Here is an 18,876-nt window from a genome sequence, read left to right on the forward strand (position 1 = left end):
ACGTTCCGGGCTAGAGGAAGTACCGCCGGCCGGCGAACAGGTCGGACTCGGGAATCACGACCATTCCGTCTTCCACGCTGCGCTCCAGCGGAGCGGGGTTGCAGCCGCCGCGGACTTCATTGATGCGGGCTGAGTGGAAACGCTGGCCGCAGTTGTCGCACACCATCCATTCGCCGTTTTGCGAGTAGCCCTTGTCCTCGCGCCAGCAGACGTCGCAGGCATCAAGGGCGGCACGGATGACGCCGTCGCGGCTCTGGATCACGAAGAAGCGGATTGTCTTGCCTGCCGCGTCGTAGGTGAAGTGATGTGCCTTGCCGTCCGAGACCGTGTCCACGTCGATTTTCACGACGCCGTTTTCCGCCTCGAGCGGCTCCGGTCCGAAAAGGCCGAGGAATCCGTATGCCGAACCGGCTCCGAGGGTCAGCAGAAGGGTGAGGGCAAGTATGTGTATGGTCTTCATGGGTGTCTCCCTGTTTTTCATACCGCACAGGTATACATTAATCCGCGCTTTGGCAAGTGTTCGGTGCAGGGAAATTCACCTTGGGAAAAAGGCCCGCATGACGGGCATTTTCGGGGTGTCGGCAAGGCCGGGAGCAGCCGCTTTTTTTGGCAAAAAACCTTGACCTTTTCGAGTCTATCTGGAATAGAAACTCACATCTTTACGTGAGGGTTTTCACAATTATCCTCAGCCAATTCGAGCGTGAACCGGTGGCCCTTGGGGGAGGGCGTCGCTGTTTCGCGAGATTTTTTTATAGGAGCTGGTAGCGTTATGGGTATGGAGGAGCGCCTAGGCGCCGACCGCGAGACGCTCGCGGAAAAATGGGTGGACGCCATCCTCGGGAGCTATCCCGAGGAGACCCGTCGTATCTGGAAGACCGGCGGGAACACGTTCTCAAACCCCGTGGGCGAAACCATAACCCGTTGCGTGGGCGAGTTCATCGACCACCTCATCCGCTGGGATGATGCGGAGGCCATGGCCGACTCCCTCGACCGCCTTATCCGCATCCGCTCCGTTCAGGAGTTCAGCCCCTCTCAGGCCCTGAGCTTTCTCTTCCTCTTCAAGAAGGTGCTTCGCGAAGCGTACTTCAAGGAGATGGAGAAGAAGGGCGAGCTGGCAGACCTGCTTCGATTCGAGGCAAAACTCGACAACATGGCCATGATGGCCTTCGACATCTACTCGAAAACGCGCGAGGAGCTCTTCGCCATGCGCGTGGACGAGGTCAAGCGCGCCCACCGCAATATCGTGCGGCGGGCCAACTGCGTTTCGGACGTGACGGCCGGCAAGGCCGAGGAATAGAGGCGGTCCCCGCGAATGTTCGCGGGACCAAAATGCAAGCGAGGTGACGGTAGATGAATGCTTTGTACTCACTCCTCTTCGTTTTTCTCCTGGTCTTCATCCCATTGTTCGGGGTGGGACTGGCGCACCTGAATACGATATTCGGCGTGTGCATCCCGATGACGGCCTTCGTCATCTTCGTCCTGGGCTTCGCCTACAGGATAATCAAATGGGGTAAGAGCCCGGTGCCCTTCAGCATCCCCACCACCGGTGGGCAGCAGCGCTCCTTCGACCCCGAAACCTTTAAACAGAACAAGTGGGACAACCCCACCAACGGTTTTCAGACCGTTGTCCGCATGCTTCTGGAAGTGCTGACCTTCCGCAGCCTGTTCCGCAACAGCAAGGCTTCCCTGCACAAGGTCGGGGACGAGCCGGTGGTGGCCTATGCCTCCTCCAAGTGGCTGTGGCTCTTCGCCCTGCTGTTCCATTACAGCTTTCTGGTCATCGTGCTGCGGCACCTGCGCCTGTTCCTTGAGCCGATCCCGTTCTTCGTCAACGGACTCGAGTTCATGGACGGCATCCTGCAGATCGGCGCTCCGGTCCTGTATCAGTCCGACGTGCTGATCATGGCCGGCCTGCTCTTCCTTCTCTTCCGCAGGATTGCCGATTCCAGACTGCGCTACATCTCCCTGGTCAACGACTACTTCCCGCTGCTGCTCATCATCGGCGTGGCTCTGTCGGGCATCTACATGCGCTACTACGCCAAGGTGGACGTCATCGCCATCAAGGAACTGACCATGGGACTGGCCACCTTCAACTTCCACATTCCCGAGAACATCGACGTGTCCTTCTACGTGCATGTCTTCCTCGTGAGCGTGCTGCTGGCCTACTTCCCGTTCAGCAAGCTGATGCACCTCGGCGGCGTGTTCCTGAGCCCGACCCGCAACATGCCCAACGACGCGCGCATCCGTCACCACGTGAACCCGTGGAACGATCCGAACATCAAGCCTCACTCCTACGAGGCCTATGAGAAGGAATTCGGTCCCATGATGGCTGAAGCCGGTCTGCCCCTGGACAATCCCGAGAACGCCAAGGGCGCGGACGAGGCTTAGGCCCCATCCGGACTGATAAGCAATTTAAACGACTGGAGAGAATAATATGGCTGTTCCCAAAGCTGAAGAACTCTTCAAGAGCATAGACTACACCCCGCCGGCGACCGGCTGGATGGAGACCCCCGTGGATTTCTCCCCCGGCAACTGGTGCTACCCGGCAAAGCCGGAGATTCTGGAGAGCGTGAACTTCCCGAATCCGCGCATCTGGGCTCCGAACGAAGAGGACTGGAAGCTGCCGCCGAACTGGCGGGACATCGTCCACCAGGGGTTTGTCGAACGCCTTGAAAAGTATCGTTCCCTGAAGCTTTTCATGGACATCTGTGTGCGTTGCGGCGCCTGTGCCGACAAGTGTCACTTCTTCATCGGATCCGGCGATCCCAAGAACATGCCGGTGCTCCGTGCCGAGCTGATGCGCTCCGTCTACCGCAAGGACTTCACCATGGCGGGCAAGATCCTGAGCAAGCTCACCGGATCCCGCGTCATGGAAGAGGACGTGCTCAAGGAGTGGTTCATCTACTTCTACCAGTGCACGGAATGTCGCCGCTGCTCCCTGTTCTGCCCCTACGGCATCGACACCGCGGAAGTGACCATGATGGCGCGCGAACTGCTGCACCTGTGCGGCATCGGCATCAACTGGATCATGGAGCCGGTCTCCAACTGTAACCGCACCGGGAACCACCTCGGCATCCAGCCCCACGCATTCGCCGACATCGTCGAATTCATGGTGGACGACATCGAGGAAGTCACCGGCGTTCGCGTGAAGGCCCCGCTCAACGAAAAGGGCCACGAGATCATCTTCATCACTCCCTCGGGCGACGTGTTCGCGGATCCGGGCATCTACACCTTCATGGGTTACCTGATGCTCTTCCACTACCTTGATCTCGACTATACCATGTCCACCTACGCATCCGAAGGCGGCAACTTCGGGCTCTTCACCTCTTCGGAGATGATGAAGAAGCTCAACGCCAAGATGTACGCCGAGACCAACCGCCTCGGCGCCAAGTGGATCCTCGGCGGCGAATGCGGCCACATGTGGCGCGTGATCAACCAGTACATGGACACCATGAACGGCGACAATCAGGGGCCGCAGATGACGACCCCGAAGAGCCCCGTCACCGGAACCGTGTTCCACAACGCCGCGGCCACCAAGATGGTGCACATCACGGAGTTCACCTCCGACCTGATCAAGCACAACAAGCTGAATCTGGATCCGACCCGCAACGACCATCTCCGGGTCACCTTCCACGATTCCTGCAACCCGTCCCGCGCCATGGGCCTGCTGGACGAGCCCCGCTACGTGATCAAGTCCGTGTGCAACAACTTCTTCGAAATGCCCCAGGGCACCATCCGCGAAGAAACGTTCTGCTGCGCAGGCGGTTCCGGCCTGAACACCGACGAAATCATGGAAATCCGCATGCGCGGCGGACTGCCCCGCGGCAACGCCCTGCGCTACGTCCAGCAGAAGCACGACGTCAACATGATGGCCTGCATCTGCGCCATCGACCGTGCGACGCTGATACCCCTGGCTAATTACTGGGCGCCCGGAGTCGAGGTCTGCGGAACGCACGAACTCGTGGGTAACGCGCTCGTCCTGCCCGGGGAAGAGCAGCGGACTATGGACCTCCGCCAGGAGCCGCTCCCCGGCTTCGAGGACGAGGAAGACGACTGGACTCCCCCGAACGCCTAGGAGGATGTGAGCAATGCATTACGGTGGAAAAATCATCATTGGCCTGCTCATCTTCGTCGGCCTGTTGCTTTCCCCCTTCGCGTACAACGCGTTGACGGTGGAAGCGTCGTACAAGCAGCCGAAGCTGAAGCTCCCGGCCAAAGAGAAGAAATGTGTCGAATCCCTCGAGTTCATGCGCACCAAGCACATGGAGCTGCTGGATGAGTGGCGCGACTGGGCCCTGCGTGACGGCAAGCGCGTCTACGTGAACCACGAGGGCAAAGAGTTCGAAATCAGCCTGCAGAACACCTGCATGGACTGCCACAAGAACAAGGCCGAGTTCTGCGACAAGTGCCACGCCGACGCTGGCGTGTCGCCTTACTGCTGGGACTGCCACATCCAGCCGGAGGGCCTGAAATAATGAAACAGAACAGAAGAAAGTTCATCAAGTTCGCCGGTGTCGCGGCGGCCGCGCTCTGCACGGCCCCCGCAGTCGCCAAGGCCGCCGGTGGCGGCCACGCCGCACCGATCATGAAGAACCCGAAAGGGCTCGACGCCGAACGCTGGGCAATGGTCATCGACACCACGAAGCTGAAGACCCAAGAGGACTTCGCTCCGCTCATCGAAGTGTGTCACAAGATCCACAACGTGCCCGAGATCGACTCCAATCAGGAAGTCAAGTGGCTCTGGACCGGCAGCTACGACGAGACCTTCGTGGAGCAGCCCAACCCGCACATGAACGAGGAAATAAAGCAGCGCTCCTACGCACTTCTGTGCAACCACTGCGATAATCCTCCGTGCGTGCGCGTCTGCCCGACCAAGGCGACCTTCAAGCGTGCCGACGGCATCGTGGCCATGGACTACCATCGCTGCATCGGCTGCCGCTACTGCATGGCCGGTTGCCCGTACGGCTCCCGCTCCTTCAACTTCAGCGAGCCTCGCGACCACTTCACCGAGGAAGAACTGAAGAAGCTGAATCCCAAGTTCCCCACCCGCATGCGCGGCGTGGTGGAAAAGTGCAACTTCTGTGTCGAGCGTCTGGCCGTGGGTGAACGCCCCGCCTGCGTCGAGGCCAGCAACGGCGCCATGTTCTTCGGCGATCTCAACGATCCCGAAAGCGAAGTGCGCCAGGTGTTGCGCGAGCGGTTCACCCTGCGTCGCAAACCTTCCGCCGGCACCGAGCCGAGCGTCTACTACATCATATAGGGGAGGACAGTAATGCTTGAAAGAGCTCTGAAAGGTTCCCCGAGGTACTACGGCTGGATCGGCTTCCTGCTCGTCATCATCGCCATTGGCGGTGCTGTCTGGATCAATCAGCTGATGGAAGGTCTCCAGATCACCGGCATGAGCCGTGACGTCTCCTGGGGCTTCTACATCTCCCAGTTCACCTACCTCGTCGGGCTCGCCGCATCCGGCGTCATGATTGTGCTGCCGTACTACTTTCACAAGTACAAACCGAACAAGCACATGGTCATCTTCGGCGAGTTCATGGCAATCGCGGCCTGTATCATGTGCCTGCTGTTCATCGTGGTCGACATCGGTCAGCCGCAGCGGATGCTCAACGTCATCTTCCATCCGACCCCGAACTCCATCCTGTTCTGGGACATGATCGTCATCAACGGTTACCTGTTCCTGAACATCCTTTGCGGCTGGGTCTGTCTGGAGCATGACCGCATGCGCCTTCCGCACCCCAAGTGGGTCAAGCCGTTCATCATCATCTCGATAGTATGGGCGTTCTCCATCCACACCGTCACCGCGTTCCTGTACCAGGGCCTGCCCGGCCGCCACTACTGGCTCACCGCCATTCTGGCCGCCCGCTTCCTGGCGAGCGCGTTCTGCTCCGGACCGGCCATCCTGCTGCTGGTCATGAAGGTTACCGAGAAGTTCACTTCCTTCCAGATGCCGAAGAAGGCACTGAACACCCTCACCACCATCATCACGTACGCGATGGTCGTGAACATGTTCTTCTTCCTGCTGGAAATCTTCACCGCATACTACTCCCAGCTGCCGGGCCACACCCACTCCATCACCTACCTCTTCGCAGGTGAACACGGACACCACGAGCTGGTTCCGTTCATGTGGACCTTCATCCTGTTTGCCGCCGCTTCGCTGGCTCTGCTGATTCCGCCGAAGCTGCGCAAAAACCAGAAGATCCTGCCTTGGGCGCTCGGCATCCTGATCATCGCGACCTGGCTCGACAAGGGCCTTGGCCTGCTCATCGGTGGTTTCAACCCGACTCCGTTCGGCACCATCACCCCCTACTGGCCCACCGGTAAGGAATTGATGATCTCCGCCATGATCTACGCCGTGGGCGCACTGGTCGTGACCGTGCTCTTCAAGATCGCCACCAGCGTGAAGGAAGATATGGGCCACTCCCAGGCGCTGCCCTGCGGTTGCTCCACCGAGGACAACTGCGACTGCGCTCCCGCCGAGGAAGCAGCGTAACCTCGATCTGCCGTTACCTACCCGAAGGCCCGCTCCACGGAGCGGGCCTTTTTCGTGGGGTTGCGAAAATCCGGAGTGGAATGTATCAAATTCCATGGTCGCAAAATCCCTGCTTTCCCTGTGCTTGGTGGTCGCCTTGCTCTTTCCGGAAAGTCTTCATGCCGACCAACCCGCCCTCAAGGTTGGGACTTCCATCAAACCTCCATATTCTACCCGCGATCAGGACGGCTTTCTCGACAGATTGCTGCTGGAAATATTCGGTCGCGCCGGCGTCTCGTTCGAGATCGTCAGGCAGCCGGCGGCTCGGGCGCTGCTCTCTGCCAATCAGGGGCTGGTGGATGTGGAACTGCCTCGCATTGCCGGGATCGAAAAGCAGTTTTCAAATCTCGTGATGCTCCCCGAGCCTGTTGTCGAGTATGCGTTCGTGGCGTTCACCAGAGCAGGATGTCCTACCCGAATCGACTGGAAGACCTTCAATCACCTGCAGGTCGGATTGTTGCGGGGATGGAAGATTTACGAAAGCATCCTGCGTCCCGAGACCATGCACCGTCATGCCAACAAGCCGGAACAGCTGTTGGGCATGCTTGTCCACAAGCGTATCGACATCGCGCTTTACGAGCGTCATGCAGGGCGATATCTGCTGCGGAAGAAAGGCTTTCGCGTGCGTGAGATGCTGCCGGAGTATAAAGTGGTTCCCATGTATATCTACATCCATGAAAAGCATCGGGAGATGGTGCCGCTCTTGACGAAAACCTTGCGGGAAATCAAGGCTGACGGTACGTATGCACGGTTGACGAAGGAAACGCTGAATGCTCCCTGAGCGGGCAACCCCCGGAGGAACAGGCTGTGCGACTTGAGATTCCCAAGCCCAGAGGGCGCTCCAAAGCCGAGCGCATGATTCGCGCCATCGCGCTTGTCGGAGTGATTGCCGTGGTGGCCTGGGCTTTCATGCAGAACAACAAGAGCGTGCTGGAGCGCATCCAGACCAGACAGGCCGTCAACGATCAGACCGAAACGTTGTCCCAGACCGACTTGGATTTTCTCAAGGGGTTCATCGCTAGTATGCGTGAGACATATGGCGTCAACATGAAGGTCACGATTTACAAGGGACAGGCGCTGGTTCCGGAGGTCGGGCCCAAGACCATGTTCTTCGGCCTCGCTCCCGAAGCGGGAGAGGTCATTCTGCGGTTTCCGCCGCTTGTACGGGCCGCGCTGGGTGACGACTTCACTGCATCGCTCACCGACGACTTCATGCAATCATTCAAACAGGGCGATTGGCCGCGCGAGCTCAAGATAGTGCTGACCATGATCTGGTCGCGGCTGAGCGCCCTCGACTCTCAACAAGGAAATTCATGACCCGGGTGACCATATTCACCGACGGCTCCTGTCTCGGCAATCCGGGGCGGGGCGGTTACGGTGCCGTTCTCAAATACGGCGACACGACCAAGGAACTCTCTCAGGGCTACAGACTGACAACCAACAACCGCATGGAGCTGCTTGCGGTCATCGAGAGTCTTGAGAGCCTGAACCGAGCCTGCGAAGTGGAGCTGTATACCGACTCCAAATACGTGCAGCAGGCCATCACCAAGAAGTGGCTCGCCAACTGGCAGAAAAACGGCTGGAAGACCGCCGCGAAGAAGCCGGTGAAAAATCAGGACATGTGGCGGCGTCTCATGCCGCTTCTGGAAAAGCACTCCGTGGATTTCCGCTGGGTCAAGGGCCACAGCGGGCACCCGGAAAACGAGCGTTGCGACGAGCTGGCGAGAAACGCCGCGTCGGGGCGCGACCTCCTCGAAGATCCCGAATACAAAAAGTCCTGATTCCGGTCAGGACCGAGCCGGGCTATTGCGGCCGGCGGCAAGGTAGCGGGCGCCCAGCCCGCTGCCGCGCTCCGCTTGCGCCCAGTGAAGATAGACGAGCCTGAGGAACCGTTCGTGAATGGACGGGGCCTCGCGGAGTCTGCGCTGTACCGGAGAATGCTCAAGGGCTTTCCGAACAACTTCTGCAAGCTGGACGGCCCGGTGGCTCCTGCGGTGCCGGGCGTCGATTTCCGCCAGTCCCTCGCGGCGCGCCAGGCGCATGCGCTCCGGATCGGAGAGCAACTCCCGTACCCGGGCTGCCGCCGCTTCCGGTTCGTTCAGGGGATAGGTGAAAAAATGCCTGCCGTCCTCGAACAGTTCGGACTGGCCGTGGCCCACTTCCGGAGTCAGGAGGCAGGCTCCCGTGGCAAGAGCCTCGAAGACGCGAAAGTTGAGGTCACCCCGTTCGGCGATGTTCAGCACTATCTCGGCCTGCGGAAAGAGCGTCTCGAACCGGCCGCTGCGAATCTCAAGCCCCGGGACCAGCTCTGTTATCCTGTCCAGAAACAGCTTGCGTTCCGGCGTGGTCTCCGGATCTACCGTGCCGGCGAACAGCAGGGGCCAGATGCGTTCCGGCTGCTCCGCAGGCGGGCGCTCGTCGCGGATGGGGTAAGGCGGTAGCCAGAAGACGGCCTGCTCGTCCAGCCGAAGGCGAAACCGTGACATGTGATCGCGCAGGCTCACGGCGCAGAGGTCGAACCCTTGCGCGTAAAGTGGGTACCACTCGTGAATGTGAGAGTCGATGCAGTAGAAGACGCTCAGACAGGGAAAGGCTTCGACGCCGATGAGCGGAGGCGGCAGGGAGCGGTCGTTGTAGATGACCACATCCGGCTCACAGCCCGTCTCCTCGCAGAGCTCCTCCCAGTCCAGCGCCCTTGGCCCGGAAAAGTTCACGGTCCGAACGTCGAAGCCTTGCCGGGCGAAGTCGTCGCGGAAATAGATGCCGCCGACCCATGCGACCTTAGGCTTGCTCATTGGCGGCCCTCGCCCGCAGGTAGGAGATGAAGTCGTCGATGCCGCTTCTGCGACAGTCGATGTAGTGGGCCACGTATCGGGCAAAGGTCATCTTCTGGCCGTAAACCTCGTACCGCGTGTTGGCGTCCGTGAATTGCAGTCCGAAGTGTTCCGCCACAAGCGGGTGGATAGGCTGCTGGAACTCGGGAAACGGTTCACCGCACTGCTCCAGCGCGGCTTCGGTGGGGCGCGCCATGCCAAGGTGCTCCAAAATGCCGCATGCCGCAAGGTCCATAAGCTCGGGTCCGGGGTGGTTCACGGTGTTGAACAGCCGCCTCGCGCGCCAGTGTTCTCGGATGTGACCGAGGTATTTGACAGGAGTCACGGCTTCTCGTGCCTCTTCCCGGCGGAAGGTTTCCTCGAGCAGGCCATTGAGGCCGAAGTGCTTGGCGGGGTGTGAGCGCAGGTACAGGGTGAGAATCTGTTCGTCGGGAATCCCTGCGTCCAGAAGCTGGTCAAGCCGTCTGTCGCGATAATCGAACCCCGGCGCTCCCGACCACAGGGGCCAGTAGCCCATGAAAAACATGTTCGGGATGCAGAGGGTGCGGGCATTTTCGGGCAGCCGCGCCAAAAGGGCATTCGAAGCAAGCGTCCCCCACTGGTCATCCAGATATTGATAGAGAAAGAGGGAGGCGTTCTCCAGAAGTCCGTCGGGCATGGGTTCGCGCGCGTAGTTGGTGACGATCCGCGTGTCGAAGCGCTGCGAAAAGTCCGGGCTGCGGTTCAGCCGCTGCAGCAGCGGCTCGCCCTGACAATTGGCGTGTATGACGCAAAGTTCCTTGCCCATCCTCACTCCTTCGGGATGAAATAGCACCAACGGGGCCCCGCCGCAACTTCCCGGCATATTTGCAATCCGCAAGGCGCGGGTGTAAAAGCCTGAGCCACAAGGAGAAGAAACATGGAACGCAAGCTCGAAGCTGTCGCTGAGGCGATTCGGCCTCTTGATCCGGCATTGGGAGTCGCGGCGCAGGCCCGACTGGACGACCTGACCAAGCCCAAGGGAAGCCTCGGACGTCTGGAGGATTTCGCTCGGCGCATATACATGATTCAGGAAGGCCCGGACGCATTGAGCGCGGATCCGGCCCGAATCTACACCATCGCGGGCGATCACGGGGTGACCGCCGAAGGGGTCAGCCTGTTTCCGCAGGAGGTCACCCGTCAGATGGTGGCGAACTTCCTGAACGGCGGCGCGGGAATCAACGTGCTGGCCCGGACGGTCGGGGCGGAACTCTACGTGGTCGACGCCGGATCGTGCGGCGGGGCATACGAGGCGCATCCCAACCTGATTCAGGCCAAGGTCGCGCCCGGAACCGCCAACCTGGCCGAAGGACCGGCCATGACGAGGGATGAGTGCCTCGAGGCGCTGCTGCTGGGCGTCAGGCTGGCTGACGAAGCCTTCGACGCGGGAATCCGCACGCTTGGGACCGGGGATATGGGCATTTCCAACACCACGCCGTCCACCGCGTTGTACTGCGCCTATCTGGGATTCGACCCCGAGGAGATCACGGGGCCGGGAACCGGACTTGACCGGGATGGCGTCCGCAACAAGATCAACGTCATCCGCAGGGGGCTTGCGGCCAACCGGGAGGTCGTGGAGTCCGGCGATCCGCTGGCCGTGCTCGCCGCGCTCGGCGGCCTCGAGATCGCCGCGCTGGCCGGGTTGATCCTTGGCGGCGCCCGCAACCGTCAGGTGGTGTGCGTGGACGGCTTCATCTCCACCGCGGCGTATTGCGCGGCGCGGGCCATCTGCCCGCTGGTTTCGGAGTACTGCTTTGTCAGCCACGCGTCCGCTGAACCGGGACACGAGGCCGTCACCGCCATGCTGGAGCAGGAACCGCTGCTGCATCTCGGCTTCCGCCTCGGCGAAGGAACCGGCGCCGCCTGCGCGCTCTTCCTGCTGCGCTCCGCGTGCGACATTTTCAACGAAATGGCAACATTCAGCGAGGCCGGAGTGGATTCCGGGGCCTAGGCAACGGATATTTGATACAGCGAAGGCCCCCGCATTGTCCGGTGCGGGGGCCTTCTTCTGTCCAGCCTCGGTCTCCGTCGGGAGACCCGGGGTGAGAGGAGGTGTCGGTAGCGCGGCCCGCCGGGACCGCGAAAGTGTCAACCGCCTGCGTCGCTGTGACGCCCGGAGGCTGGGCCTCCTAGTGATCGCAGGCGTTGTCGCCGGTGACCAGTGCTCCGGCCATGAACTTGTTCACCAGTTCATCCGGATTCTCCGCGGGGCAGCCCGTGACGACGCGAACGCCGGCGTCGGTGAACAGGGTCTGCGCCTTGGCGCCCATACCGCCTGCCAGCACGAGGTTGGCCTTCTGTTCGGCCACCCAGCGCGGGATGACGCCGGGCTCGTGCGGGGGCGGAGTCTCCATGGTGGTGGACATGATGCTGCCGGTGTCGGCGTCGACGTCCACCATGGCGAACTGCTCGCAATGGCCGAAGTGTTGGGCGAGCCTGCCCGCAGCCACGGGAATGGCGATGCGGATGCGGCCGTGCTCGTCGCGCAACTCTTCAGCCTTGGGCAGCTGGCTGTTTTCCTGAAGGCTTTCACCCAGGTCGAGCATGGGCTTGATGATGCTGTTCATGGCCTGCGCGGTGGGAGAGTCGTGGTCCACCTTGAGCAGGGGGTACCCTTCGTCGGCGGAGCGGCCCACTTCGGGATCGAGGGGGATTCGCCCGAGGAACTGGATGCCCATTTCTCGCGATAATTCCTCGCCGCCGCCGGAATTGAATATGTTGTGCACGCTGCCGCAATCCGGGCAGGCGAAGCCGCTCATGTTCTCCACCAGCCCGAGGATGGGGTTGCCGACCTGACGGGCAAAGGTCACGGAACGGCGCACGTCGTCGACCGCCACGCCCTGCGGGGTCGTCACGATGACGGCGCTGGCGTCGCGGCCCAGCGTCTGGAGGGCGGAGAGCGGCTCGTCACCGGTGCCCGGGGGGCAGTCCACGATGAGGTAGTCGAGATCGCCCCAGGCCACGTCCTGCACGAACTGCTTTATGAGGCCGATTTTCACCGGACCGCGCCAGATGACGGCGTCCGCCTTGCTGGGCAGCATGAACCCGAGGGACATGACCCAGAGGTTCTTGGTCCAGGAGATGGGTTCGATGACCTGATCCCCGATGTGGGGCTGCTGACCTTCGAGCGAAAGCAGGCGGGGGATGCTGGGGCCGTGGACGTCGACGTCCAGCAGGCCGACCTTCTTGCCCGCCAGTGACAGGGCCACGGCTATGTTGGTGGCGACGGTGGATTTGCCCACGCCGCCTTTTCCGGACATGACGACTATCTTGTGCTTGATGCGCGAGAGGGTGGTCTTGAGTTTGAGGTCTTCGGGACCTTCGGCGCATCCGCCGGAGGAGCAGCCGCCTTCGGTGGCGGAACTGCAGCTGTTGCAGGCTTCACTCATTGTGGTTCTCCTGAGGTGTGTATTTCCGAATACTGCGTTCGGATTTCTTCACATAGACATTCGTGCGCGGATGTCAACGCGTCGGGGCGCCGCGCGGCTACCAGTGGCCTTCTTTGTCCGGGCCGTCCACGGGCTTGATGGACCCTTCGGTGAAGGCGTGAACCGCATCGCCGACGCATCCCTCGGTGGCGAGGCAGATCTTGATGCCTGCGTGGTCCAGCGCGCGGAAGGCCTTGGGGCCCACGTGGCCGGTGATGACGACTTCGGCGCCCGTGTCGGCCACGTTCTGGGCGGACTGGATGCCCGCGCCCTGAGCCGCGTTGAGGTTCTGGGTGTTGTCCACGTAGTCGTTCGCGCCGCTGTCCGTATCATAGACCACGAACCCGGCCGCACGGCCGAAGCGGGAATCCAGGGCGCTCTCCAGTCCGGGGCCGGAGCTGCTGATGGCTATCTTCATGACTGATTCCTCCTTCCTTTGCCCGCTCGGGCGCGGCCCCGGCACATGGCCGTTCCGGGCCTGTTGCGGCATCCGGGCAGGGCGAGTTTGTCCAGTGTGTCGTTGCGGAAGGCAGCCAGAACCTCCTCGACGCTTCCTCCATGCCAGGAGAGGACGTCAACCCCGGAAGCATCGAGGAGGTTTCTGGTGCGACCGCACATGGCTCCGCAGAGCAGATGCGTCACCCCGCAGGCCAAAATGGCGGATGTCCTGTCCGTTGGGTCCTTTGAGGGAAGGGATAAATGGCCTGCGGGGCTATATGTACCGTTCTCCACCGTGAAGAGGCGCAGCTCGGGCGCGTTTTCAAAGACCGACGCCAGCCGGTCGCCGTAACAGGCAAGGCAGAGAAGCTTGGTTTCCTTTTCACTCACGCCGCTGCATGAGCATAGGCCGTGCCATGTTTAAAAAGTTTTGTATTGCAGCTATTTAGGTGTTTTGGGGGAGGGCGGGAAGGCGAAAATAATGCCTCGACGGGCAGGGGCGGGCGAACTCTGCGCCCGCTCAGTCAGCGTCGCCGCAACGGGCGAGCATGCGCCTGAGCGTGTCCTTGGAGATGTCCAGTTCGCGACAGGTGACCATGCGCTTGCCGCCGTTGCGTTCCAGCGCGGCCTTGACCGCCATGCACTTGATCTCCTCAAGCGTGCCCATGGGCATGGACCCGGCAGGCGCGTCCTGCTCGGGGCGAAGGTGTTCGGGCAGGTGCTCCACCTGAACGAAGCCGGACGGGCACAGGATGAACGCGAATTCGATGATGTTCTCCAACTCGCGAACGTTGCCGGGAAACTCATGGCGCATGAGGATGCTCATGACGTCTTCCGAGAGTCCCTCGACAGCTTTTCCCTGCACCGCGTTGAAGTGCTTCACGAAGTGGTCGGCGAGCAGCGGGATGTCCGCGCGACGCTCCCGAAGGGGCGGCAGGCGCAGCGTGACCACGTTCAGCCGGTAGAACAGGTCCTGCCGAAAGTCCCCTTCCTTGACCAACAGGTCGAGGTCGCGGTTGGTGGCGGCGATGACGCGGGCGTCGGAGCTTACCGGGGTGACGCCGCCCAGCGGCTCGAAGGTCTTCTCCTGCAACACGCGCAGCAGCTTGACCTGAAGTTTGCCGGGCATGTCGCCCACCTCGTCCAGAAAGATGGTGCCGCCCTGCGCGGTTTCGAAGCGGCCGGGCTTGTCGCGCCGTGCGTCGGTGAAGGCGCCGGCCTTGTAGCCGAACAGTTCGGATTCGAGGAGCGTTTCGGGAAGGGCGCCGCAGTTGACCGGTACGAAAGGTCCTTCCTTGCGTCCGCTGAGTTGATGGATGGCCTGTGCAAAGAGCTCCTTGCCGGTGCCGGACTCGCCCAGCAGCAGCACCGTGGATTCGCTTCTGGCGATCTGCGGCAGGATGCCGAAGATGCGATCCAGCGCCTCGCTCTTGCCCACGATGCTCTCAAAGGAATAGGACTCGCGCATTTCGCGCCGGATGGCGTGGATTTCCGTCAGGTCGCGGAAAGTCTCCACGCCGCCGATAACCTCCCCCTCGGCATTGCGCAGCGGCGACGCCGAAATGGACACGGGGCGCTTTTCCCCGTCGGGGCGAATGATGAAAATGGACTTGTTGGTGATCCGGCCGCCGTGGGCAAGGCATGAGTCGAGAGCGCAGTCCCCGTCGCAGAGGCTTGAGTGGAGAACATCCCAGCACTTGTTGCCCACGGCCTCTGCGGCGGGAACGCCCGTTATGCGCTCGGCGGCCTCGTTGAAGTAGGTGATGTTCCAGTCTGCATCCACCGTGAAGAGGCCGTCGGCGATGGACGAAAAAACGTCCTCGAGCGGGAGGTCCTTGGGAAACGGCATGGGCGAGATATAAGCCTTAAATTGTCCTCTGTGAAGTGCGTAAATATGTTTTTCCGTGTTTCCCGTAAAAATTATTCAGGGAGCCGCCCGTAGGCGACTCCCTGCCGAAGTGCCGATGAATGACCGTTTCAGGAGAAACGGACGCTGAAGGCTATGAACCGAGGTGTTCCTTGAGCTGTTTCACGGCGCAGAACTTGCCGCACATGGTGCACACGTCCTCGTCCTCGGGGCTGCGGCTGTCTCGAATCCTGCGAGCCGTGACCGGATCAAGGCACAGGCGGTACATGCCTTCCCAGTCCATGTCCGCACGGGCCTTGGCCATTTCACGGTCGCGCTGCACGGCCTGCTCGTTGCCGCGCGCGATGTCCGCGGCGTGCGCGGCGATGCGGGTCACGGCCACGCCCTCGTATACGTCGTCCGGACCGGGCAGGGCGAGGTGCTCGCTGGGGGTGACGTAGCAGAGGAAGTCTGCCCCGGACCACGCCGCGATGGCACCGCCGATGGCGCAGGCCACATGGTCCCGCCCGGCGGCCACGTCCGTGACCAGCGGTCCCAGCACATAAAAGGGAGCGTTGTGGCACAGTCGCTTCTGAAGCTCCATGTTGGCCCGAATCTGGTTCATGGGCACATGTCCGGGCCCCTCGATGATGATCTGTACGCCCGCGTCCCAAGCCTGCTGCGTCTGCTCGCCAAGGGTGATCAGTTCATGGATTTGCGTCCGGTCAGTGGCATCCGCAAGGCAGCCCGGACGACACGCATCGCCCAGGCTCAGGGTGACATCATACTCCCGCGCAATCTCCAGAACCTTGTCGAAATGCGTATACAGCGGATTCTCGGCCCCGTTCGCCACCATCCAGCACGCAAGGAACGACCCGCCGCGGCTGACAATATCCAGAACGCGCCCTTCCTGTTTCATGCGCTCCAGCGCACCCAGCGTGAATCCGGTGTGCAACGTCATGAAATCCACGCCTTCACGGGCCTGATCCTCAACCACCTTGAGCAGGTCGTCGATGGTCATGTCCACGATGCCGCCGCCCCGGGCCGTCACGTCCGCAGCAGCCTGATAGATGGGTACCGTGCCCACCGGAACAGGGCAGTGCTCCAGCGTCTGCCGCCGCAGGTTGCCCAGCTCCCCGGCAATGGAAAGGTCCATCACCGCATCAGCTCCCGCATCCAGCGCCGCACGGAGCTTCAACAGCTCCTGCTCACCATCCTCATGGTCCGGACTCGCGCCAATGTTCGCATTGACCTTGACGCTCAGCCCCTCGCCCACGGCTCGAAGCTCGCTTTTTTCATGCAGCGGATTATGCGGAATGCTCACCCGCCCCGCGGCCATGGAACGCCGAAGCGTCTCCACATCCAATCCCTCCCACTCGGCAACAAACGCCAAAGCGTCCGAGACCTTACCGGAACGGGCAATCTCCAGTTGTGTCATGAAATACTCCCAATTCTTCAAGTTCAAAGAAATGGGCGGAAAAAAGGCAAAAAAATTCCACCCGCAGGTGGAACACAGGAAGGAATGCGCTTCGCAGTGCCGTTTCCTCCGCCGGTACAAGCCGGGTCAGGTTCCAAGGGTTGTCGATCATACGACTCTCAGCCCACAACAGGGCACCCCTACGGTCAGAAGCAAACCTAACAAGAGTTGATTCGGCGATCAATGGTTTTCGCGTCTTCCGGACTGGGAGGTCTTCGACGGGCAGTGGGGGCTGCCGCTACGCCCCGGCAAAGGGGCGGGCCCCTTTGCAATCCCTGAGTTGTCAGCGGGGTTGCGGCGCAGGGTTCATGCGGTCGCACAGCCCGTGTTCAAGCTGCTACTCCGCTGACGGGGATTTTGGTTCCGTGCCTGTTGGCTTGCGGATTCACTTAGCCGTCAGTCCGGACACTTCCTTCCAGAACTCCCAGAGGCACCTTCTCTCGCCAATTAAGCACCGTAGCAATTGCCGGTCGAGGCATAGAGGCTCTTTTGACCGGTTACGCAGGTCCGCGCGGTCACGCGGAGCAGTGACCGCGTCATGGAGCCTCTCACCGGGAGCGGCGGCGGATTCCCGGTCGACCTTCATTGATTGCGAAAAACCCTCTGTTGTGTAGGATTTTTCAAGAAAAAAGCACTGCTCAAGCCGGTTTTATGCCGAAAAGGACGTTAGGGCCTCGCGGTGATTCGTCAAAGTCGCAAATGGTCTTGGAGGAGCGTGTTTTACCTGCCATTGCCTAGGGTTATGGGTGAGCATAGATGGTTTCAAGGGGTTGTCACGATAGCATTTTTCTATCTTCGGCCTATTTACGGATTTGGCTTTTTTGAGTATGAAGACGTATCCATTCGTTTGTTCAGTTCAGTGGAGTGAGCTGGCAACGAGTCGGTTTTCCGGATGAATCATCCCTTTTCCCGAAGGGATGTTCTCGGACGGATTCCGTTCTTTTATATGCAGTGGGAAACCCTTAACAATGAGGTGAGGAGTATGGGCGAACCCGCAATCGTTCTTGAAGGTGGAGTCAAATCCACGTTCAAGGACAAGGTCATGGAGCTTCTGCCGGAAGGCGGAAACCTCAACATGTGCCTTACGTGCGGTCTGTGTTCTTCCGGCTGTCCGGCAACCGGACTGGAGGAAATGGACCCCAGGAAATTCCTGCGTATGGCCATGTTGGGCATGGATGAGGAGATTCTCAATTCGAAATGGATCTGGATGTGCACCATGTGTACGCGTTGCGTGTACGCATGCCCCATGCAGATCAACATCCCGCAGCTGGTCTACAACGCCCGCGCGGCGCAGGATCGCGAAAACAAGCCCAAGGGCATTGTCGGTTCCTGCGATCAGGGCATCCGGACCGAAGGCGCCAGCGCCATGGGTGCCAGCTCGGAAGACTTCAAGTTCGTCGTGGAGGACGTCCTTGAAGAGGTCTGCGAGGACCAGGAGTCCTGCAAGGACCTGAACGTGAGCGTCAACCGCAAGGGTGCTCACTTCTATCTGAACCAGAACTCTCGCGAACCGGTCACCGAGCCGGACGAGATGGTTCCTCTTTGGAAGATTCTCAATGTCGTCGGCGCCGACTGGACCTACGGGACCGTTGGCTGGGCGGCTGAGAACTACTGCCTGTTTGCAGCGGAGGACGAGAACTGGGAAGCCATTGTCAAAAAGAAGATGGACGCGGTGAGCGACCTCGGGGTCAAGAGCTGGCTCAACACCGAGTGAGGCCACGAATTCTACGCAGTCCGGGCCGGACTGCAAAAATTCGGCATGGAAGTGCCTTTCGAGCTCGAATCCATCATCAGCTACTATGCACAGTGGATCCGTGAAGGAAAACTCCCGGTCAACTCCGACTGGAACAAGGAACTCGGCGTCAAGTTCACCGTTCAGGACCCCTGCCAGCTGGTCAGGAAGTCTCTGGGTGATCCCGTTGCCGAGGACCTTCGCTTCGTCGTGAAGCAGGTTGTCGGTGAAGAAAACTTCATCGACATGCACCCGAACAAGTCCAACAACTACTGTTGCGGCGGCGGGGGCGGATTCCTGCAGAGCGGATTCCCCGAAGCGCGCAGGTACTACGGCAAGCGCAAGTTCGATCAGATCATCGCCACCGGCGCTGACTACTGCATCACCCCTTGCCACAACTGCCACTCCCAGGTTCACGATCTCGCGCATCACTTCGACGGCAAGTATCAGACGGTCCACCTCTGGACGCTGATCTGCCTTTCGCTCGGTATTCTGGGCGAGAACGAGCGCGAGTACCTCGGCGACGACCTCAAGGAAGTCGGCCTGTAGGCGGAACTGAACGGAA

Annotated in this window: 19 protein-coding genes and 1 riboswitch; of the genes, 11 read left to right on the forward strand and 8 right to left on the reverse strand. The window is 60.8% G+C overall.

The genetic code is table 11. The features are described 5' to 3' along the window. Window positions 1-10: 10 nt before the first annotated feature. Window positions 11-460, reverse strand: a complete 450-nt coding sequence (locus tag BR24_RS03705; protein ID WP_496540157.1) for a Fe-S-containing protein — start codon at window positions 458-460, stop codon at window positions 11-13. Window positions 461-775: 315 nt separating this feature from the next. Here BR24_RS03705 and BR24_RS03710 point away from each other — a divergent pair, with 315 nt between their 5' ends. From BR24_RS03710 to rnhA, 9 genes are all read left to right on the forward strand, one after another. Next, on the forward strand, window positions 776-1,297 hold the full coding sequence (locus tag BR24_RS03710; RefSeq protein WP_496540158.1) for an RsbRD N-terminal domain-containing protein: 522 nt from the start codon (window positions 776-778) through the stop codon (window positions 1,295-1,297). A gap of 53 nt (window positions 1,298-1,350) precedes the next feature. Continuing rightward, on the forward strand, window positions 1,351-2,388 hold the full coding sequence (gene dsrM, locus BR24_RS03715; RefSeq protein WP_496540159.1) for a sulfate reduction electron transfer complex DsrMKJOP subunit DsrM: 1,038 nt from the start codon (window positions 1,351-1,353) through the stop codon (window positions 2,386-2,388). Between the two features lie 46 nt (window positions 2,389-2,434). Then, entirely contained in the window at window positions 2,435-4,075 is a 1,641-nt protein-coding gene (gene dsrK / locus BR24_RS03720; protein WP_496540160.1) for a sulfate reduction electron transfer complex DsrMKJOP subunit DsrK, read from the forward strand. Window positions 4,076-4,088: 13 nt separating this feature from the next. Then, window positions 4,089-4,475, forward strand: coding sequence for a sulfate reduction electron transfer complex DsrMKJOP subunit DsrJ (gene dsrJ, locus BR24_RS03725; protein ID WP_496540161.1), 387 nt, complete (start codon window positions 4,089-4,091; stop codon window positions 4,473-4,475). After that, window positions 4,475-5,260, forward strand: a complete 786-nt coding sequence (gene dsrO / locus BR24_RS03730; RefSeq protein WP_496540162.1) for a sulfate reduction electron transfer complex DsrMKJOP subunit DsrO — start codon at window positions 4,475-4,477, stop codon at window positions 5,258-5,260. Before dsrJ ends, dsrO begins: the two co-directional genes overlap by 1 nt. Window positions 5,261-5,272: 12 nt before the next feature. Next, window positions 5,273-6,499 carry a sulfate reduction electron transfer complex DsrMKJOP subunit DsrP gene (gene dsrP, locus BR24_RS03735; RefSeq protein ID WP_496540163.1) on the forward strand — a complete coding sequence of 409 codons (1,227 nt, stop codon included), beginning with the start codon at window positions 5,273-5,275 and terminating at the stop codon, window positions 6,497-6,499. Window positions 6,500-6,593: 94 nt separating this feature from the next. Then, window positions 6,594-7,319, forward strand: coding sequence for a substrate-binding periplasmic protein (locus BR24_RS03740; protein WP_496540164.1), 726 nt, complete (start codon window positions 6,594-6,596; stop codon window positions 7,317-7,319). A 26-nt stretch (window positions 7,320-7,345) separates the two neighbouring features. After that, the gene (locus tag BR24_RS03745; RefSeq protein WP_496540165.1) at window positions 7,346-7,855 is read left to right on the forward strand and encodes a hypothetical protein; all 510 of its coding nucleotides are present in this window, start codon (window positions 7,346-7,348) and stop codon (window positions 7,853-7,855) included. Next, window positions 7,852-8,319, forward strand: a complete 468-nt coding sequence (gene rnhA / locus BR24_RS03750; protein WP_496540166.1) for a ribonuclease HI — start codon at window positions 7,852-7,854, stop codon at window positions 8,317-8,319. The genes BR24_RS03745 and rnhA overlap by 4 nt, the downstream gene beginning before the upstream one ends. 6 nt (window positions 8,320-8,325) lie before the next feature. Here the strand turns inward: rnhA and BR24_RS03755 are convergent, their stop codons facing one another. Beyond that, window positions 8,326-9,333: a glycosyltransferase family protein gene (locus BR24_RS03755; RefSeq protein WP_496540167.1), complete on the reverse strand. Its 1,008-nt coding sequence runs from the start codon at window positions 9,331-9,333 to the stop codon at window positions 8,326-8,328. After that, complete coding sequence (locus BR24_RS03760) at window positions 9,320-10,159, reverse strand: WcbI family polysaccharide biosynthesis putative acetyltransferase (protein WP_496540168.1); 840 nt, start codon at window positions 10,157-10,159, stop codon at window positions 9,320-9,322. The genes BR24_RS03755 and BR24_RS03760 overlap by 14 nt, the downstream gene beginning before the upstream one ends. Before the next feature lie 111 nt (window positions 10,160-10,270). Between BR24_RS03760 and cobT the strand changes: the two genes are divergently transcribed. Continuing rightward, window positions 10,271-11,341 carry a nicotinate-nucleotide--dimethylbenzimidazole phosphoribosyltransferase gene (gene cobT / locus BR24_RS03765; RefSeq protein WP_496540169.1) on the forward strand — a complete coding sequence of 357 codons (1,071 nt, stop codon included), beginning with the start codon at window positions 10,271-10,273 and terminating at the stop codon, window positions 11,339-11,341. Window positions 11,342-11,519: 178 nt separating this feature from the next. Here cobT and BR24_RS03770 read toward each other — a convergent pair whose 3' ends face one another. The 5 genes from BR24_RS03770 to thiC all read right to left on the reverse strand — a co-directional run bounded on the left by BR24_RS03770 (window position 11,520) and on the right by thiC (window position 16,540). Beyond that, window positions 11,520-12,779, reverse strand: a complete 1,260-nt coding sequence (locus BR24_RS03770; protein WP_496540170.1) for an iron-sulfur cluster carrier protein MrpORP — start codon at window positions 12,777-12,779, stop codon at window positions 11,520-11,522. A gap of 97 nt (window positions 12,780-12,876) precedes the next feature. Then, on the reverse strand, window positions 12,877-13,236 hold the full coding sequence (locus BR24_RS03775) for a NifB/NifX family molybdenum-iron cluster-binding protein (protein WP_496540171.1): 360 nt from the start codon (window positions 13,234-13,236) through the stop codon (window positions 12,877-12,879). Further along, window positions 13,233-13,646 (reverse strand): NifB/NifX family molybdenum-iron cluster-binding protein, encoded by a 414-nt coding sequence (locus tag BR24_RS03780; protein ID WP_496540172.1) that lies wholly within the window; start codon window positions 13,644-13,646, stop codon window positions 13,233-13,235. Before BR24_RS03780 ends, BR24_RS03775 begins: the two co-directional genes overlap by 4 nt. A 130-nt stretch (window positions 13,647-13,776) precedes the next feature. Then, the gene (locus BR24_RS03785) at window positions 13,777-15,105 is read right to left on the reverse strand and encodes a sigma-54 interaction domain-containing protein (RefSeq protein ID WP_496540173.1); all 1,329 of its coding nucleotides are present in this window, start codon (window positions 15,103-15,105) and stop codon (window positions 13,777-13,779) included. A gap of 151 nt (window positions 15,106-15,256) precedes the next feature. Further along, window positions 15,257-16,540 (reverse strand): phosphomethylpyrimidine synthase ThiC, encoded by a 1,284-nt coding sequence (thiC, locus tag BR24_RS03790; protein WP_496540174.1) that lies wholly within the window; start codon window positions 16,538-16,540, stop codon window positions 15,257-15,259. An 86-nt stretch (window positions 16,541-16,626) separates the two neighbouring features. Next, a riboswitch (TPP riboswitch) is annotated at window positions 16,627-16,731 on the reverse strand. Between the two features lie 830 nt (window positions 16,732-17,561). Between thiC and BR24_RS03795 the strand changes: the two genes are divergently transcribed. Then, window positions 17,562-18,860, forward strand: coding sequence for a (Fe-S)-binding protein (locus BR24_RS03795; RefSeq protein ID WP_496540175.1), 1,299 nt, complete (start codon window positions 17,562-17,564; stop codon window positions 18,858-18,860). The last annotated feature ends 16 nt before the right edge of the window (window positions 18,861-18,876 follow it).

This window comes from Pseudodesulfovibrio halophilus DSM 5663 (genome assembly GCF_059568665.1).

Coding starts and splice junctions, on each gene's coding strand:
- BR24_RS03705 (WP_496540157.1), bottom strand. CDS start 460: ATGAAGACCATACACATACTTGCCCTCACCCTTCTGCTGACCCTCGGA.
- BR24_RS03710 (WP_496540158.1), top strand. CDS start 776: ATGGAGGAGCGCCTAGGCGCCGACCGCGAGACGCTCGCGGAAAAATGG.
- dsrM (WP_496540159.1), top strand. CDS start 1,351: ATGAATGCTTTGTACTCACTCCTCTTCGTTTTTCTCCTGGTCTTCATC.
- dsrK (WP_496540160.1), top strand. CDS start 2,435: ATGGCTGTTCCCAAAGCTGAAGAACTCTTCAAGAGCATAGACTACACC.
- dsrJ (WP_496540161.1), top strand. CDS start 4,089: ATGCATTACGGTGGAAAAATCATCATTGGCCTGCTCATCTTCGTCGGC.
- dsrO (WP_496540162.1), top strand. CDS start 4,475: ATGAAACAGAACAGAAGAAAGTTCATCAAGTTCGCCGGTGTCGCGGCG.
- dsrP (WP_496540163.1), top strand. CDS start 5,273: ATGCTTGAAAGAGCTCTGAAAGGTTCCCCGAGGTACTACGGCTGGATC.
- BR24_RS03740 (WP_496540164.1), top strand. CDS start 6,594: ATGGTCGCAAAATCCCTGCTTTCCCTGTGCTTGGTGGTCGCCTTGCTC.
- rnhA (WP_496540166.1), top strand. CDS start 7,852: ATGACCCGGGTGACCATATTCACCGACGGCTCCTGTCTCGGCAATCCG.
- BR24_RS03755 (WP_496540167.1), bottom strand. CDS start 9,333: ATGAGCAAGCCTAAGGTCGCATGGGTCGGCGGCATCTATTTCCGCGAC.
- BR24_RS03760 (WP_496540168.1), bottom strand. CDS start 10,159: ATGGGCAAGGAACTTTGCGTCATACACGCCAATTGTCAGGGCGAGCCG.
- cobT (WP_496540169.1), top strand. CDS start 10,271: ATGGAACGCAAGCTCGAAGCTGTCGCTGAGGCGATTCGGCCTCTTGAT.
- BR24_RS03770 (WP_496540170.1), bottom strand. CDS start 12,779: ATGAGTGAAGCCTGCAACAGCTGCAGTTCCGCCACCGAAGGCGGCTGC.
- BR24_RS03775 (WP_496540171.1), bottom strand. CDS start 13,236: ATGAAGATAGCCATCAGCAGCTCCGGCCCCGGACTGGAGAGCGCCCTG.
- BR24_RS03785 (WP_496540173.1), bottom strand. CDS start 15,105: ATGCCGTTTCCCAAGGACCTCCCGCTCGAGGACGTTTTTTCGTCCATC.
- thiC (WP_496540174.1), bottom strand. CDS start 16,540: ATGACACAACTGGAGATTGCCCGTTCCGGTAAGGTCTCGGACGCTTTG.